Raw genomic sequence first — 16,158 nt, 5'->3', positions numbered from 1 at the left:
TCCCTTGACAGAAGCTGATAAAATCGATATGATGAAAGAAAAGGTTATAGATATATATAACGAATATGATGACTTGAAAACAATATGATGTGAGGGGACATTATGAATGAGAGTAGAATTACACCGCTGTATCAGCAGGTGAAAGAAGACATTAAGACTGCCATCGAACAGGGCAGGTATAAGGCCAAGGAGAAGATTCCATCGGAACCGGAGCTGAGCGCGGAATATTCCGTGAGCCGTATCACGCTGCGCCGGGCGGTGGAAGAATTGTGCAATGAAGGATATTTGATTAAACGGCAGGGACAGGGAACATTTGTGAGCACGCCGCGGATTCACCGCAAGATGGCGGGAGGAAACCGTTTGGAGAGCTTTACGAAAACCTGCCAGAATTATAATATGAAGGCAGGAGCCCGCCTGCTGAGCCGCCAGATTGTGCCGGCCCGCCAGGACGAACAGGAGTTTTTCGGGCTTGGTGAAGACGGCCTTCTTGTTTATGTGGAGAGGGTCAGGACCGCAGACGGTCTTCCGATCTTTTTGGAAAATCAATTCTTCCCTTATCAGGAGTTTCGCGGCCTGATGGAGGAGGATTTAAATGATGTGTCGCTTTTTGAAGTGATTGAACGGGTTTCGGGAAGACGGCCGGTGGACAGTTTCCGCCGCACTTTGGAGATCACCAGGGCATCTGTGGAGCAGGCGCAGAAGCTGGGAATTCCTTTAAGCGAGCCGCTCATGCATTTGAACAGCTATTTTGTGGATGAGGAGGGGAAACCGCTTTGTATTGGCCGCCAGTATTATATTGGAAGCCGGTATATGTTTGATCTGTAAAAAGACAGGGAACTATTCTGGAATTTGCCCTCAAGTTGGGGAGAAATTGAAAATATAGAATGGAAAAGCCGGAAGGCAGCAGATAATGGCTGTCTCCCGGCTTTTTTGTGAAAATCTACGGTAAATATTACTAAAAAACACATAAAAAATTTATGCAGTTCCACAAATTGTCTTTTTATTTGCAAACTGTATTGACAGATTTGTAAAATCTGCTATTATGAATATAACGATTATGACGTCTATGACGTTAGAGATGACATAGATGTTGTGAAGCGAAAGCAAATCATATAGGGGTTAAAGAAAGGAGAAGCGCATGAACAAAATTATTCTTGCTTCCCACGGCGGAATGTCTGCCGGGGTGAAAGATACGATTCAGATGGTTCTGGGGGATTTACCAAATCTTTATGCGATAGCCACCACACGGGACGAGACAGAGAGCGTTGCAGAAGCTGCGCGCCGGCTTTTAGACAGCTTTGATGCATCGGACAATGTCTACATACTGACCGATGTGCTGGGAGGAAGCGTTAATAACGATATGATGACGCTGTTGGGCGATTATCCGGATTTGGTGATTATCTGCGGTATGAATTTAAGCCTGGTGCTTGCCCTGGCTCTTACAAACGGGCCGATTTCTTCAGAGGAACTGAACGGTCTGATCGGGCAGGCCAGAGAACAGATTGTAAACTGTACGGAGATGCTGCGTTCGGCAGCTCAGGAAGAAGAGGAGGATATTTTATGATAAAGCTGGTACGTTTGGACTATCGTCTGCTGCATGGTCAGGTTGTATTTTCCTGGTGCAGCTATGTGGGAGCACAGCGCATTATTGTAGTTGACGACGCTGCGGCATCCGATGAATTGAAAAAAGCAGCTCTTTCTTTGAGTAAACCGGCCGGAGTGCGGCTGAACATCTTTTCTTTGGCAACAACCCTTGCGAAGATGCCAAAGGTTGAGACGCTGAATGAGAACATCATGATGATTTTTGGAAATACCGAAACGCTGCTGGCATTCTGCGAGGCATATCCGAAAATTAAAGAAATCAACTATGGGGGACTGGCTAATAAAGCGGGCGCAAAGCAGTACGGAAGCGCTATCTTCATGACGGAGAGCGAGGCAGAGGACACCCGGAAACTGGTAGATATGGGAATTAAGCTGTATATCCAACAGACACCAAGCCTGAAGGTAGAACCACTTAATTTATAAGCTGTAAACAAAAAGAGGAGGATTAAATTATGTTGGGTACATCCATTATCCTGGGGTTGGTCGGCGTATTCTGTATTTTGGATTCAAGACTGTTAGGACGTCTTAATCTGGAACGCCCCTTAATCACCAGTACGATTGTAGGTCTGCTGCTGGGCGATCTGCCTACAGGACTTGCGGTCGGAGCGTCCATGGAGCTGATGAGCCTGGGACTTGTAAACATCGGCGCGGCAGCTCCGCCGGACATGAATATGGCGGCAATTATTACGGCGGCATTTGCCATATTGACAGACGCCACCATGGAAACGGCTCTTGCGCTTGCGGTACCGATCGCTTTGCTGGGGCAGGCCATCGGAGTGCTGGGACGAATCTTGCTGGCAAACCTGACGCATGTGGCGGACAACGCCATCAGCCAGGGAAAGTTTAAAAGAGCCTGGCAGATGCATATCGTGTGGGGAACGCTTGTCTATGCGCTGATGTATTTTGTTCCGATTTTCCTGGCAATCTATGCGGGAACCGACGTGGTGCAGATGATCGTGAGCGTGATTCCGGGATGGCTGACTGAAGGGCTGAACCTGGGCACCAAGTTCCTTACCGCTTATGGTATTGCGCTGCTGATGTCGACTATGCTGAACAAGGATTTGACGGTTTACTTTTTCCTGGGATTTTTCCTGGTAGGGTATTTGGGACTGAATATCACGGCAATCGCTATTTTCGCCGTTATCGCAGCCGTTGTTCTGAGCGGTCTGAAGTTCAAGAGCGGCGGAGGCGGAGGTTCTGCACATGCAGCTGATGACTTAGATGATTATGACCCGTTGGAAGATGACGATCCGCTGGAAGCGTAAGGAGGAGAGACCATGAGCAATACAAAGGCTGCGCCCAATAAGCGCTCCGATTTCAAGAAATTTTTACAGTTTTTCTGGCGGTCCTGGGCAATTCAGGCATCCTGGAACTATGAACGTCAGATGAATATGGGGTTTTTGTACGGCATTGCCCCCACATTAGACGAATTATATCCCGACGAATCGGACCCGGTTCAGGTGGAACAAAAGAAAGAAGCTTATGAACGCCATATGGCATTTTACAACTGCACACCCCAGACCAGCGCCTTTGTCCTCGGACTTGCGTCATCCATGGAAGAGCAGTATGCGGCAGACAGGGACAATTTCAATCCTGAGACAATCAATGCGGTTAAGACTTCCCTGATGGGACCTCTTTCCGGCGTGGGGGATTCCTTTTTCCAGGGTACGGTCCGGGTTATCGCATTTGGACTTGGAATTTCACTGGCACAGCAGGGCAGCATCTTAGGGCCGATTCTGGCCATTCTGATCTCCCTGATTCCGGCCTGGCTGGTTACCTGGTTCGGAGGAAAACTTGGATATACCATGGGAAGTAAATATCTGACCAAACTTCAGAGCGGAAATCTGATGGATCAGCTGATGTATGTCTGCGGAGTCGTGGGACTGATGGTAATCGGCGCTATGGTAGCCAGCATGGTGGGCATCACAACGCCGATCGCATTTAAGAGCACCGGACTGGTGCTTCAGGACATCGTGGACGGAATCCTGCCGCAGGCGTTAAGCCTTGGGGTTACCATGACAATGTATGCTCTGATTCGTAAGAGAGTTTCTACAGGATGGCTTTTGCTGATCTGTATTGTAGGCGGTATCATTATCAATGCGCTGGGCGTATTGGCGTAAATATAAAAAACAAGCATTTATTTTAAGGAGGAAATTATCATGTACAATATCAATCTGAATCAGGTAAAGGAAATTGTCTCTGACATCGTCAGCAAGAATACCATAGAAAATGTGGCGTTCGTAGGCTGCGGCGCTTCCAAAAGCGAACTGTATCCGGCTAAGTATTTTCTTGCAAATGCCAGCAAAAAGCTGCGTGTCGCTCATTATACCGCCAATGAATTTAACTATGATGTTCCGGACTGGCTGGGCGAGACAACGGTTGTTATCACCGCTTCTTTAGGAGGAAGCACTCCTGAGACAGTAAAAGCCAACGCTGTGGCAAAAGCAGCAGGCGCAGTTGTTGTCAGCGTAACACATGCAGCAGGTTCAGCTCTGACCATCGACGCAGATTACAGCATCATTCACGGATTTGAAGCAAACTACGCTGCAAAACTGGAAAAAATGGGCTATGTAATGGCGCTGGCACTGGAACTCCTTCAGCAGATAGAAGGATATGACAAATACGACAAGATGATTGCAGGCTTTGACACCATCTTTGAACTGGCAGAAAAAAGCGCTCTTTCCGCAAAAAAGGCTGCCAAAGAATTTGCAGAAGCATATAAAGACGCTCCGGTTATCTATGTAATGTCCAGCGGCGCAAGCGCTGAGGTTGCATACTCTACATCCATCTGTCTGATGATGGAAATGCAGTGGATCAATTCAGGAAGCTTCCATTCAGGAGAGTTCTTCCACGGACCATTTGAAATTACAGATAAAGACGTACCATTCGTACTGCTGATGAATGATGGAAAAACAAGATCCATCGATTCCAGAGCCCTGACTTTCCTTCAGCGTTTCGACGCTCTGACAACCGTTGTGGATGCAAAAGATTACGGTCTGTCTTCCGAGATCAGCAGCGACGTGGCTACTTATTTCAACCCATTGTTACATACTGCAGTATTCCGTGTATATGCTGAGGAACTGTCCTATGCGCGCCAGCATCCGCTGACAAAACGCCGCTATATGTGGAAACTGGAATACTAATTCTTACAGCCTCATGTCAGGCACAGGACTTGTGATGGATGTTCATGGAAGAGTTTGAAGGGGAGAGATTATGATAGAGGGCATCATATTTGATATGGACGGTGTGCTGGCAGATACAGAGCATTTTTATCAGCAGAGGCGGGAGAATTATCTGCGGGAAAAACAGTTTGTATATGACGCGGAGATGGATTTTGTCGGTTCCAATGAGAAAGCAATCTGGGAAGCCATCGTTCCGGACGATCCGGTTCTGTGCCGCCAGATGCTTCTGGAGTACAGGGAATACCGGGCGGCTCATCCGGAACCTTATGAAAAGCTGGTGGACCCACAGGTGAAACCGCTGTTTGAGGAGCTGAAGCGCAGAGGCTTAAAGATCGGCATTGCATCTTCTTCTGAGCGGACGGCCATCGAAGCCATGATGAAAGCCGCCGGAGTGACTGAATTAGTCGATTACTGCATCAGCGGAGTTGAGTGCAGCACCCACAAGCCGGACCCGGAAATTTACTTAAAGGCCATGGAAAAACTGGGGCTGAATACGGCAAATGCCTTCGCCGTGGAGGATTCCGCCACCGGAATTGCGGCGGCGCTGAATGCGGGGCTGCGGGTATATGCGCTGAAACCCCGTCACGGTGAAAGGATCGATCAAAGCGCGGCTACTGCGGTAATCGGACAATTGAAGGATGTGCTGGAACGGCTGGACGAAAGGATATAACCGAATAGATGAGAGAGGCTCCGGGATCAGGATGTTTTAAAATTTCTGATTCCGGGGCTTTTTATATTACTTTATACAGCGATAGCAGTCCGGGTTTAAACGTCACAAGACCGGACTGTTATTTTTTACATCCGCTTCTGTCGTTTTCTCCATGTAGTTTCTAAGCCCTCTGTGTTAAGATACAATTATCTAAGAGTCGTGTGATAAAGGAGGGCAAGTTTTATGAAAAAAGGAAAGAAAATGATTGCATTAACACTGGCATCCATGATGGCGGCAACAAGTCTTGCAGCATGTTCCGGTTCATCAAAAACAGCGCCGGAGACTACAGCCCCGGCAGCTCCTGCAACGGAGGCTTCCACAAAGGCAGCGGAAGAGTCAAAGCCTGCTGAGACTGAAGCGGCCGAGACGGAGAAGAAGGAAGGGGAATGGGAGTATAAAGAGGCTACATTATCTCTTCTGATCGACAATAACGTATCTTTGGACGGACTTAACGCAGTCTGTGATCTGGCAAAGGAAAAACTGGGAATTACGGTTGAGATTGAGTACAAAGTGGATGACAGTGTGCTGAAGACCAGGCTGGCGTCCGGGGAAATGACGGATCTTCTGGTATACAACTCAGGATCGCTTCTGGATGCCCTGAACCCGTCGGAATATTTTATCGACCTGACGGATCAGCCGTTTACGGAGAAATATGACGATACCTATAAGGATTCGGTGACTGTAAACGGTGTGATTTACGGCGTTCCGTTTGCATCCACGCAGGCAGGGGCCGTGATGTATTACAAACCGATTTATGAGGAATTGGGGCTGAAAGTGCCTGATACATGGGATGAGTTCATCTCTAACTGCGAGAAGATTAAAGAAGCAGGCCATACGGCTTATATCAGTTCCACCGCTAAAAAATCCATGACGCAGGTTCTGTTCCTGGGCGATCATTACAACGTGGTTGCCGCAAATCCTGACTTTGTCAGTGAATTTGAAAAGGGAAATGCAAAGTACGCTTCCGATCCGGCCGCATTAAAGAGCTGGGAAAAATACGAGGATGTGCTGCCGTTTTTACAGGAAGGCCATACAGCGACCACCTATGACGAGGCATGCGATATGCTGGCCAATGGAGACGGCGCCCACTGGATCAGCCTGACCCAGGCATTATCCAATATTTACTCCCTGTACGGCGAAGAAGCGGTCAACAAGATCGGTGTATTCGGTGTTCCCGGGGATAAGGCGGATGACCATGGACTTACCGTCTGGATGCCAAACTCCCTCTATGGAAGCTTAAATTCTGAGAAGAAGGACGATATTCTCAGATTCATGGAATTCTACATTTCTGATGAAGCGTTAAATGCTTATGCCGGAGCAATCCTTCCGGACGGACCTTACTGCATTAAGGGATATTCTTTACCTGAGAATTCTTATGACGGCGTAAAGAACGATATGCAGGCATATTTTGACAGCAATAAAACAAAAGTAGCTATGGAATTCCAGACTGCCGTAAAGGGCGCCAATTGTTCTACAATTACCCAATCGCTCATCTCCGGATTAACCACCGGAAAAGACGCTGCGGCAGAGTATGACGAGGACTGCAAACTGCAGGCATTGCAGCTGGGACTTGACTGGAAGTAAGAGATAATAAAAAGACTGCCTGAACGGTATATACGGGCAGTCTTTTTTTGAAAGCAGGTGAAGGATTTGAAACAGAAAAAAAGGTATTCGGGATGGTTTCTGGCCCCTACGTTAATTGTGTTCACAGGACTTTTTATCATCCCTCTGGTGATTTCCTTTTATTTCAGCCTTACGGTTTGGAGCTTTACCGACGTGAAGTTCGTGGGGCTGGAAAACTTTAAAATGTTTATGAGAGACAAAGCGCTGAGCCACAGCCTTATGAACACGTTTATCTATGCGTTTTCTACCTGCGGGATCAAGGTGGTTTTAGGCTTTTTGCTGGCGGTTTATCTGACAGGGAATATAAAGTTAAAGAGGACGCTGAGATCGGTTGTTTTCTTTCCTCATCTGGTGAGTTCGGTTGCGGTGGGAATTACCTTCAGCGCTCTGATGCACCCGTCCAGAGGTCTGATCAACCAGGTGATCAGGTTCTTCGGCGGCCATAGCGTGAACTGGCTTGGCAATCCCGATATCGCGCTGTTTTCCATCATAGGCACGGACGTGTGGAAAGGTCTTGGAGTGGCCACGGTTATCTTCATCTCAGGGATTCAGGCCATTGACCGCACCTATTATGAAGCGGCTGAGGTGGATGGGGCGAAAGGTTCCCAGCTGCTCAGATATATCACTATGCCGCTGTGTCGTCCGGCCATGAATTCGGTTATCATCCTTTCCCTTGTTACGGGAATGAAGACATTTGATCTGATTAAAGCCATGACGGAGGGCGGGCCGGGGACGGCGACAGAGGTGATCGCCCTTTCTGTCTATAAACAGTTTGCAGCGGGATATTACGGGCTGTCCACAGCCGGAAATGTGATCATGCTGGTGGTGATTGGCGTTATCGCCTATCCGCTCCAGAAGTTTTTAATCAGCCGGGAAGAATAGGTGGTGAATGACGATGAAAAAGAAGAATATAAAATGCCTGATAGCCACGGCAGCGGGAGTGACAGCCGGTTTTTTTATCTTTATCATTCCGTTTCTGTTCATGCTGACAAATTCCTTAAAGGACAGGAAATCGGCCAACCAGCTAAGCATTTCCCTTCCGGAATCCCTGCATTTTGAGAATTTTATAAATGTTATAAAGGAACAGAACTACATGCTGGTCCGGGCTTATAAAAACAGTTTTATTCTGGCGGTTTGCTCCATTGTTCTGCTGATTTTATTTTCCGCTATGTCCGGCTACGTGCTTCAGCGGCGCAGTGATAAAAAGATGACTGCGGCCAATGCGATGATATTAGTGGGACTTATGGTGCCGCCTGCGATTATGCCGACGATTTGGATTTTGCAGAGTTTGGGACTTTATAAGACCATGGTGGGAATGATTCTCATCGAAGTTGCTCTCCATACGCCGTTTACCGTGATGCTTTACCGGGGATTCATGTCTTCCATACCGATTGAGCTGGAGGATGCCAGCTATATTGACGGGTGCTCCCAGTGGAAGACTTTTTGGACGGTGGTATTTCCCCTGTTAAAACCGGTAAGCGCTACGGTGAGCATACTCAATTTAGTCTCTGTATTCAATGATTTTATGAATCCTCTGTATTTTCTTCCGGGATCGAAAAATGTTACGCTTCAGCTGACGTTATACAGCTTTATCGGGCAGTTTTCCAGCTCCTATAACCTGTTATTTGCAGATGTTATCATGATTGTATTGCCTATGTTAATAATATTCTTTATACTGAATGATAAGATAGTGGACGGTATGACGGCGGGAGCGGTAAAAGGATAGCAAAGGGCAGGTGGGGATATGAGGTTCCAGAAAAAAATATTGTTGAATTATGTGGCATTTCTGTTTATCTCGGTCATGGTGATCTGCGTCCTGTACTATCATTCGTCGCGGAAACGATATGTGGCGGAAGAGTATTCTTACCTCACCACCCTTACCGGACAGATGATGAAGCAGCTGGAATTGGAATACAGTTCCATGCAGGAAGCCACGGAATCCCTTTTATCCGATCCTGCAATTCTGGATAATTTAAAGATTCTCTCCTCTGTTCCAAAAGATAATAACTACCGCTTAGAAGCCAAGAAAAAGATCAATATCCGTCTGAACACCTATCATATTGTGAAAAACTATTATAGGGTTCTCATTTACAATGAACATGGAGACTTGTTTGCCAGCTATGATTTTGACGACCGGAAGATTCGGGATGCCATTCCCGAGGAACAGAAAGTATGGATCGGGGAAGCCACCGGAATCCGGGGTAAGACCATGCTGATACCGCCCCATGCCGACCCGTGGGGCTTAAAGTCCCGGCCCAATGTATATGGAATCATACGGGAGATTCTGGGATATCAGCTGGGATATCTGGAAGTCCAGCAGACAGAGGAATCCTTAAATGAGATCTTTGATATTTATGACGATAACATCCGTGTGACGGCTATATTTGACGGAGGAAAATTCCTTTACGGGGACGAAAATGCCCCGGGCGCAGCATTTTATCAGCAGCTGGGCATGGAAAAGAACAATGGAATCTTCAAGGCAAAAAATCCGGAAACAGGGAAACAGGAGATCGTTTCCTCCATATATTCAGATTTGACCGGGGTTACAATTCTGCTTTCCGAAGACAGGGGAGTGATCCTGAAAAAAATGTCCGGCTTTTTATGGATGGCGTTCTGGATTATTCTGCTGTTTGCCGGTCTGTTCGTATATTTTATCATCCGCGTATCCGTCAATATGGCGCGGCCCATCAACGAGCTGCGCAGGCAGATGGAACAGGCCAGTTTTGACAATATGGAAGAGGGAATCCATATTGAAAACAGCGTGGATGAGATAAAGGCATTGACCGATGCCTATGAACAGCTTCTAAAAAGGCTGAAAGAGTCGTTAACCAATGAAAAGAACCTTTCCTACCTGCAGCTTCAGGCCAGCTACGATCTGCTCCAGGCGCAGATCAACCCTCATTTTTTCCATAATGTGTTGAATGTAATCTCCTCCAGAGGCCTGATATTGGGAGACGAATCCATCTGTGAAATCTGCGACAGCTTATCCGGAATGCTGCGCTATGCTACGGGCAACAAGATGCGGTATGCCGCCATTGCGGATGAACTCCAGTATCTGAACCAATATCTGTATCTCATGAAGCTTAGATACCAGCATAAGATTGAATATAGAATTGACGTGGAAGAGGATTTAAAAAAGCAGCTGGTACCGAAAATCGTATTTCAGCAGATCGTGGAAAATTCCATCAAACACGGGTTTAACGGCAGCGCGGAAGTCATGAAAATTACGGTGACAGGAAGGCGTTCCCAGGCCGGAGACCGCTGGATTATGGAGTTTTGCGACAACGGAGAGGGGATACGGCCGGAGACTGCCGACAAGATCAAGCAGGACATGGAAGAGATGAAAATCAATCTCATGTACCGGCACGAAGTGATAGAAATGGAAATCGGCGGCATGGGACTTCTCAATACATACGCCCGCCTGGTTCTGTTTTTCGGCGACCGGGTAGAATTCGATATCAATGGATCTGAAAGCGGAACAACCGTTATAATCGCGGCTCCGTTTGCGGATTCGGAAGACTTATAAACCGTGTACAAAAGCGTCAGGGGGGATCATAATGTTTCGTGTGCTGGTAGTGGACGATGAACCCAGTGCGTTGGATTATATCTGTAATATAATAAAGATGAAATGTCCGTCCCTCATCATAGCGGGAACCGCGGAAAATGGAAAGGACGGGCTCATGAAGTACCGCCAATTATCGCCCGATCTGGTAATCAGCGACGTGAAAATGCCCATAATGAGCGGTCTCGATATGGTCAAAGCCATAAAAGAGGAACAGGAGGACGCCCAGATTGTCTTAGTCAGCGGCTACCAGGAATTTGAGTATGTGAGGGCTGCGTTAAAATACGGGGTATCCGATTATGTGTTAAAGCCCATGACCCCGGCCAATTTCGTATCCGCGGTAGCCCCCGTTCTAAAGGTGCTGGATCAACGGGTGTACGAACAGAGAAAACGCCTGGTGCGCGCCATGGTTACCGGGGAGCTGTCCGATCAGGAAAAGATACGGGAGTATTTTCCGGAAGAACGGTATTATCTGGCCGTGATCCGGGAAAACGGGCTGCCACGAAGATTTACGGGAACTTATGAGATCGAGCTGATCTCTGAGATGGAAAACACCATATTCGTGTACGGCCGGGATGAGCGGGAGGCATTATACATCTGCCCGTCCAAAGTGGTGGGCGGAGCGGAATTTTACCGGATGATGGCCAAAGAGGCGGAGCGTAAAAATGGGGACGGATGTTTTGTGACCTCCGTGATGGTGCCCCATACCGTTGAGTCCGCGGACTTGGAGAGCATGATTTGCTGTCTTTATAAGAGTTTAAACAGCCGCCTTTCCATCGGCGTCAGCCAGACGTTCATGGTATCCGCAGACAAAGGGCCGGACGAGATGCCCGCAAAGGAAGTTTACAGCCAGGAAGCGATGAAAAGCATGGAACGGTGTCTTGAGAAAAAGGACTATGCCATGTTTCTGGAAACGCTCTGGGATTTTATAAAAAATGCAGGCGAAGCCGAATATCCCCAGCTTCGCCTGGAACGGTTTGTCCGGCAGATGTCCGTCAAAGTCCAGCAGTATCTGAACTATCAGGGCGATGTATTTGAGGATGAAATGATGCTGGAAGACGCATTTTATGATGCGGGAAGCGTAAAAGAGCTGTATGATAGTTTAAAGAGTATCTTTATCCGCTACTGGCGGGAGGATAAGGAAGCCGTAAAACTGGATTCACCGGAGTTTTTGGAGACAATAGAGGATTATATACGGAAGCATTTGTCGGAAGATATCACCGTATCGTCCGTGTGCAGGGAATTCGGGCTGTCCCAGTCTTACCTGAATCTGATATTCAGGAAACATGGAAAGCAGGCGTTTCATTCTTATCTGAGGAATGTCAGAATCGAACGGGCAAAGGAGATTATGGAACGGAATCCTCAGATGTTTATCAAAGATGTGGCAATGATGACAGGATACAAGGATCAATTTTATTTCAGCAGGATATTCCGGGCGGTGACGGGGATTTCGCCGTCGGAGTATATCGACAGCCTGTCCTGAATGAAAAGGAGGAAGAATGCTGTATCAACTCAATAAGAAGGAATTTTCTGAGCTTCAATTTGCAGATCCGCCGGCCGAGTACCGGGGCGTGCCGTTTTGGGCATGGAATACAAAAATGACCCGGGAAGACGTGGATTTCTGCCTGGAGGTCTTCAAAAAGATGGGCATGGGCGGCGGATTTCTGCACAGCAGAACCGGCATGGACCTGCCTTATCTGGGCGATGAATTTATGGAAATGATCTCCTACGCCAATGAGCAGGCCAAAAAGCTGGGGCTTCATGCATGGCTTTACGATGAAGACCGCTGGCCGTCAGGTTTCGCAGGCGGGCTGGTGACTTGCAGCAGTGAGTACCGGTCCCGCTTTTTAGTGTGGTCACCCAGACCGTATTCAGACGGCGAGGTGCCGGAAACTGATAAAAAGAACTCAACCGCATCCGCGGTGAGAAGCGGTGAAAGGAAGCTCCTGGGAATTTATCTGGTGACAGGGGAAAACGGCTTTTTAAAGAGCTATAAAAGACTGGACGTGGGGGATGCAAAAGAGACAGGCAGGGCCGCCGGGCCATATGAGACGGAAATGGCCGAAGAAAAAACCAGAGAAAAACCGGCTGGACTGGAACCGGCCGGCCAGACTGAAGAAAACGTGTGGTATGCATATCTGGAAGTATGCGGTGACAATCCATGGTTTAACGGCCAGTCCTATGTGGATACATTAAATTCAAAAGCGGTAAAACAGTTTTTGGACATCACATATGAAAAATACCGAGAATATCTGGGAGATGATTTCGGCGGCGCAGTGCCGGGCATATTCACGGATGAACCTCAGTTTACGCCCAAACAGAGGGCAGGAAGCATAGAAAGCCGCAAAGAAGTAATTCTGCCGTTTACGGACCGCCTGCCGGAGCTTTTTAAAGAACAGTACGGATTCGATCTGTTAGACCGCCTGCCGGAACTGTTTTACGACAGGGAGGACATGGAATCGGAAGCCAGATATGATTATCATGACCTGGTGAGCCGTTTGTTTGCAGAAAGCTATGGGGAGCAGATCGGAGCCTGGTGTGAAGCCAATGGAATCGCTTTGACCGGACATTTGATGAAGGAGCCGCTGTTGTCTTCCCAAACGGAGTATGTGGGAGAAGCGATGAGGTCTTATCCCGGGTTTCAGATTCCAGGTATTGATATCTTATGCGACAGAAGGGAATTTACCACCGCAAAGCAGGCCCAGAGCATTGTACACCAATGCGGCCGGGAGGCGATGATAAGCGAATTATATGGTGTGACCAACTGGGACTTTGATTTCAGGGGACATAAGCTTCAGGGAGACTGGCAGGCCGCTTTGGGCGTAACGGTGAGAGCGCCTCATCTTTCCTGGACGTCTATGGAAGGGGAAGCAAAACGGGATTATCCTGCGTCCATATTTTACCAGTCGCCCTGGTTTGAGGAATATAAACTGATCGAGGATTATTTTGCCCGGATCGCCATGGTTCTGAGCCGGGGGCGCGCCGGGGTGAAGATCGGGGTTCTGCATCCGGTGGAATCCTGCTGGCTTTACTGGGGAACCATGGAAAAGACAGGAGAAGCGGTAAAGGAACTGGATGAACAGTTTCTGCGCTTTACAGACTGGATGCTTGGATGCTGCCTGGATTTCGACTTCATCTCGGAATCTTTGCTGCCGAGGCTGTATAAAGGGAGTTCGGAACATGGTTTTGTTGTGGGAGAGATGGAATATCAGACAGTCATTGTTCCTTATATGAAGACGATCCGGTCTTCGACACTGGCCGCTTTAAAAGAGTTTAAGGATAATGGGGGACAAATCCTGTTTATCGGAGGAATCCCACAGTTTATAGACGGAAAATGTTCTGATGAAGCGGAACATTTTGCCCGTAAATGCCGGGTAATTCCCGATGCGAAAACAGCCCTTTACCGGGAGCTGGAAGGCTATGGGGATATCGAGGCATATTATGGGGATTTTGAAAGAGCAGAAGACCTGATCTGCCAGATAAGGGAAGAAGGAGATATGCGCTGGCTGTTCCTGGCTCACAAGGAAAACCCGGAGAAAAATGAGCTTGTGCGTCCTAAACAGCTGCTTTTAAGGGTTAAGGGAAGCTGGGAATGCGTTCGGATGAATGCGCTTGATGGGACATCTGAGAGGATGGAAACTTGCGGACAGGAGAATGGGGTGACGGAGGTTCGGATGGAATTGTTTGAACACGACAGCATTTTGCTTCAGCTTATGCCGTTTTCCGGTGAAGATCGGGCAGAGCCGCCGGTTCAGGAGACATCTGAGGAAAAGACAGCGCCATATGAAGCTAAGTACAGCAAAGAGGTATCCATCACATTGACCGAACCCAATGTTTTGGTATTGGATATGCCGGAATACTCCTTCGATGGGCAGCCGTGGCAGGATCACGAAGAGATTCTCAGAATCGATAATAAGCTGCGGCAGCAGTTGGGATACCCGCTCCGCATGGAGGCATGGCCCCAGCCGTGGAGCAGAAGGAAAGAAAAGGATAAATCAGGAAGGCAGGATCACAGAATTGAGCTGCGCTATTATATCTGGTCTGAATGCCCGATTGACAGCGTGAGTCTGGCATTGGAGCAGCTGGAAGAAACTACGGTATTCTGGAATGGATATCCGGTGACGGTTGAGCCGGACGGCTGGTATGTGGACCGGAGAATCAGCACGATACCGTTAGGTGCGCTTGAAAAGGGGGCCAATGAGCTCTGTCTGGTTCGTAGCTTTCACGATGGAGCTAACTTGGAAGCGGTCTATCTGCTGGGAGATTTCGGCGTGAAAGTATCGGGGTGCAGCGCCGTAGTAACTCCTCCGGTGCGCCGATTGTATTTTGGCGACTGGACGTCACAAGGGCTGCCGTTTTACGGGGGAAATGTGATCTACCACGTTGCGGTGGAGGGAGAGGACAGACCATTATCAATCTCTGTGAACAAGTTTTCTTCGCCGCTGATCCGGGTGGACTATGAAGGGCGGAAACAGGGAATCATCGCATTTTCACCGTATGAACTGACTACTGAACCGGTTGGAAAAGGAGAAAAGTGTATCGAGATAACGGCGTATGGAAACAGGATTAATACCTTTGGCGCACTTCATAACTGCGATTCGCAGGATAACAAGGCAGCTCCCGATTACTGGAGGACAACCGGCTGCGCATGGTCGTATGAATACTGCCTGAGACCGTCCGGCATCTTGAAAGCACCTGTGATTAAATATGATTGATATTTATTTTTTAGGGTATGGGGCGGCGTTTAATCCCGCTTTTGGCAATACATCTGCCTGGTTTATGCATGGAAGGGATTTTTATCTGCTGGACTGTGGGGAGGATGTATTTCGCAAGGTATATGAGTTGGAGGAATATAGGAACTCGGCATCGGTTTCTGTGATCATTACACACATGCATACGGATCATGTGGGCAGTTTGGGCGAGCTGATTGCCTATACATGGTTTAAACAGAACCGGCGGGTCAGGGTTTATTATCCGGACAGGCGGTTGACGGAGTATCTGGGGCTTTGTGGAATTAAAGAGGATATCTATGATTATATGTCTGCCGATGAGATGACGGAGAGGGACGGGGTGAAGATCACCCCTGTTCCGGTGTTTCATGATCCTTGTATGGGGTGTTTTGGGTATCGGATTGAAGATGAGGATGAGTCGGTGTATTACAGCGGGGACAGCGGTTTGGTCGGCCGGGAGCTGGTGGATGAGCTGGTTAGAGGAGATTTAGCCAGGCTGTATCTGGATACGGCTAAATATGCGGAGAGGGATTCTGGGCATGGGAATTTTGAGGGGTTAAAAGAGAGGATTGGAGAAGAGTGGAGGGGGAGGGTGATTTGTATGCATTTGGATTGTGACTTTCGGGATGAGATTGAAGAGGCCGGATTCCGGGGAAGCTGGTGATTTTTACATAAAGGGTGAAGGCATTTTGGAAAATGCCTTAATGTTTTAATGCAAAGGGTGAAGGCTTTTTCGAAAATGCCTTCACC

General features: G+C 48.1%; 14 protein-coding genes. All 14 read left to right on the top strand.

Annotated elements, in window-relative coordinates; all coding sequences use genetic code 11:
• The first annotated feature begins 102 nt into the window (after positions 1 to 102).
• The 14 genes from C0033_RS13185 to C0033_RS13120 all read left to right on the top strand — a co-directional run bounded on the left by C0033_RS13185 (position 103) and on the right by C0033_RS13120 (position 16,072).
• A complete protein-coding gene (locus C0033_RS13185) occupies positions 103 to 825 on the top strand; it encodes a GntR family transcriptional regulator (RefSeq protein WP_103228344.1) in 723 nt (240 codons plus the stop codon).
• A gap of 313 nt (positions 826 to 1,138) precedes the next feature.
• Positions 1,139 to 1,564 (top strand): PTS fructose transporter subunit IIA, encoded by a 426-nt coding sequence (locus C0033_RS13180; protein ID WP_103228343.1) that lies wholly within the window; start codon positions 1,139 to 1,141, stop codon positions 1,562 to 1,564.
• Positions 1,561 to 2,025: a PTS sugar transporter subunit IIB gene (locus tag C0033_RS13175; RefSeq protein WP_103228342.1), complete on the top strand. Its 465-nt coding sequence runs from the start codon at positions 1,561 to 1,563 to the stop codon at positions 2,023 to 2,025. Before C0033_RS13180 ends, C0033_RS13175 begins: the two co-directional genes overlap by 4 nt.
• 29 nt (positions 2,026 to 2,054) lie before the next feature.
• Positions 2,055 to 2,867: a PTS sugar transporter subunit IIC gene (locus C0033_RS13170; RefSeq protein ID WP_103228341.1), complete on the top strand. Its 813-nt coding sequence runs from the start codon at positions 2,055 to 2,057 to the stop codon at positions 2,865 to 2,867.
• Positions 2,868 to 2,879: 12 nt separating this feature from the next.
• Positions 2,880 to 3,722 carry a PTS system mannose/fructose/sorbose family transporter subunit IID gene (locus C0033_RS13165; protein ID WP_103228340.1) on the top strand — a complete coding sequence of 281 codons (843 nt, stop codon included), beginning with the start codon at positions 2,880 to 2,882 and terminating at the stop codon, positions 3,720 to 3,722.
• A gap of 39 nt (positions 3,723 to 3,761) precedes the next feature.
• The gene (locus C0033_RS13160; protein WP_103228339.1) at positions 3,762 to 4,745 is read left to right on the top strand and encodes an SIS domain-containing protein; all 984 of its coding nucleotides are present in this window, start codon (positions 3,762 to 3,764) and stop codon (positions 4,743 to 4,745) included.
• Positions 4,746 to 4,815: 70 nt separating this feature from the next.
• Positions 4,816 to 5,454, top strand: coding sequence for an HAD family phosphatase (locus C0033_RS13155; RefSeq protein WP_103228338.1), 639 nt, complete (start codon positions 4,816 to 4,818; stop codon positions 5,452 to 5,454).
• A gap of 222 nt (positions 5,455 to 5,676) precedes the next feature.
• The gene (locus tag C0033_RS13150) at positions 5,677 to 7,077 is read left to right on the top strand and encodes an extracellular solute-binding protein (RefSeq protein ID WP_103228337.1); all 1,401 of its coding nucleotides are present in this window, start codon (positions 5,677 to 5,679) and stop codon (positions 7,075 to 7,077) included.
• A gap of 57 nt (positions 7,078 to 7,134) precedes the next feature.
• The gene (locus tag C0033_RS13145) at positions 7,135 to 7,998 is read left to right on the top strand and encodes a sugar ABC transporter permease (RefSeq protein WP_103228336.1); all 864 of its coding nucleotides are present in this window, start codon (positions 7,135 to 7,137) and stop codon (positions 7,996 to 7,998) included.
• A gap of 13 nt (positions 7,999 to 8,011) precedes the next feature.
• Positions 8,012 to 8,842 (top strand): carbohydrate ABC transporter permease, encoded by an 831-nt coding sequence (locus C0033_RS13140; protein WP_103228335.1) that lies wholly within the window; start codon positions 8,012 to 8,014, stop codon positions 8,840 to 8,842.
• Positions 8,843 to 8,860: 18 nt separating this feature from the next.
• Complete coding sequence (locus C0033_RS13135) at positions 8,861 to 10,642, top strand: histidine kinase (protein WP_103228334.1); 1,782 nt, start codon at positions 8,861 to 8,863, stop codon at positions 10,640 to 10,642.
• Between the two features lie 31 nt (positions 10,643 to 10,673).
• Positions 10,674 to 12,161: a response regulator gene (locus C0033_RS13130; RefSeq protein ID WP_103228333.1), complete on the top strand. Its 1,488-nt coding sequence runs from the start codon at positions 10,674 to 10,676 to the stop codon at positions 12,159 to 12,161.
• 16 nt (positions 12,162 to 12,177) lie between these two features.
• The gene (locus tag C0033_RS13125) at positions 12,178 to 15,393 is read left to right on the top strand and encodes a glycosyl hydrolase (protein WP_103228332.1); all 3,216 of its coding nucleotides are present in this window, start codon (positions 12,178 to 12,180) and stop codon (positions 15,391 to 15,393) included.
• On the top strand, positions 15,386 to 16,072 hold the full coding sequence (locus C0033_RS13120; protein ID WP_103228331.1) for an MBL fold metallo-hydrolase: 687 nt from the start codon (positions 15,386 to 15,388) through the stop codon (positions 16,070 to 16,072). Before C0033_RS13125 ends, C0033_RS13120 begins: the two co-directional genes overlap by 8 nt.
• The last annotated feature ends 86 nt before the right edge of the window (positions 16,073 to 16,158 follow it).

The organism is Clostridium sp. chh4-2 (assembly GCF_002899675.1).
In the GTDB taxonomy this organism is placed as follows: domain Bacteria; phylum Bacillota; class Clostridia; order Lachnospirales; family Lachnospiraceae; genus CHH4-2.
This window is presented reverse-complemented; position numbering and strand designations above follow the sequence as displayed.

What these genes read in the sequence shown, in the direction of transcription:
- C0033_RS13185 (WP_103228344.1), top strand. Translation starts at nt 103, where the DNA reads ATGAATGAGAGTAGAATTACACCGCTGTATCAGCAGGTGAAAGAAGAC.
- C0033_RS13180 (WP_103228343.1), top strand. Translation starts at nt 1,139, where the DNA reads ATGAACAAAATTATTCTTGCTTCCCACGGCGGAATGTCTGCCGGGGTG.
- C0033_RS13175 (WP_103228342.1), top strand. Translation starts at nt 1,561, where the DNA reads ATGATAAAGCTGGTACGTTTGGACTATCGTCTGCTGCATGGTCAGGTT.
- C0033_RS13170 (WP_103228341.1), top strand. Translation starts at nt 2,055, where the DNA reads ATGTTGGGTACATCCATTATCCTGGGGTTGGTCGGCGTATTCTGTATT.
- C0033_RS13165 (WP_103228340.1), top strand. Translation starts at nt 2,880, where the DNA reads ATGAGCAATACAAAGGCTGCGCCCAATAAGCGCTCCGATTTCAAGAAA.
- C0033_RS13160 (WP_103228339.1), top strand. Translation starts at nt 3,762, where the DNA reads ATGTACAATATCAATCTGAATCAGGTAAAGGAAATTGTCTCTGACATC.
- C0033_RS13155 (WP_103228338.1), top strand. Translation starts at nt 4,816, where the DNA reads ATGATAGAGGGCATCATATTTGATATGGACGGTGTGCTGGCAGATACA.
- C0033_RS13150 (WP_103228337.1), top strand. Translation starts at nt 5,677, where the DNA reads ATGAAAAAAGGAAAGAAAATGATTGCATTAACACTGGCATCCATGATG.
- C0033_RS13140 (WP_103228335.1), top strand. Translation starts at nt 8,012, where the DNA reads ATGAAAAAGAAGAATATAAAATGCCTGATAGCCACGGCAGCGGGAGTG.
- C0033_RS13135 (WP_103228334.1), top strand. Translation starts at nt 8,861, where the DNA reads ATGAGGTTCCAGAAAAAAATATTGTTGAATTATGTGGCATTTCTGTTT.
- C0033_RS13130 (WP_103228333.1), top strand. Translation starts at nt 10,674, where the DNA reads ATGTTTCGTGTGCTGGTAGTGGACGATGAACCCAGTGCGTTGGATTAT.
- C0033_RS13125 (WP_103228332.1), top strand. Translation starts at nt 12,178, where the DNA reads ATGCTGTATCAACTCAATAAGAAGGAATTTTCTGAGCTTCAATTTGCA.
- C0033_RS13120 (WP_103228331.1), top strand. Translation starts at nt 15,386, where the DNA reads ATGATTGATATTTATTTTTTAGGGTATGGGGCGGCGTTTAATCCCGCT.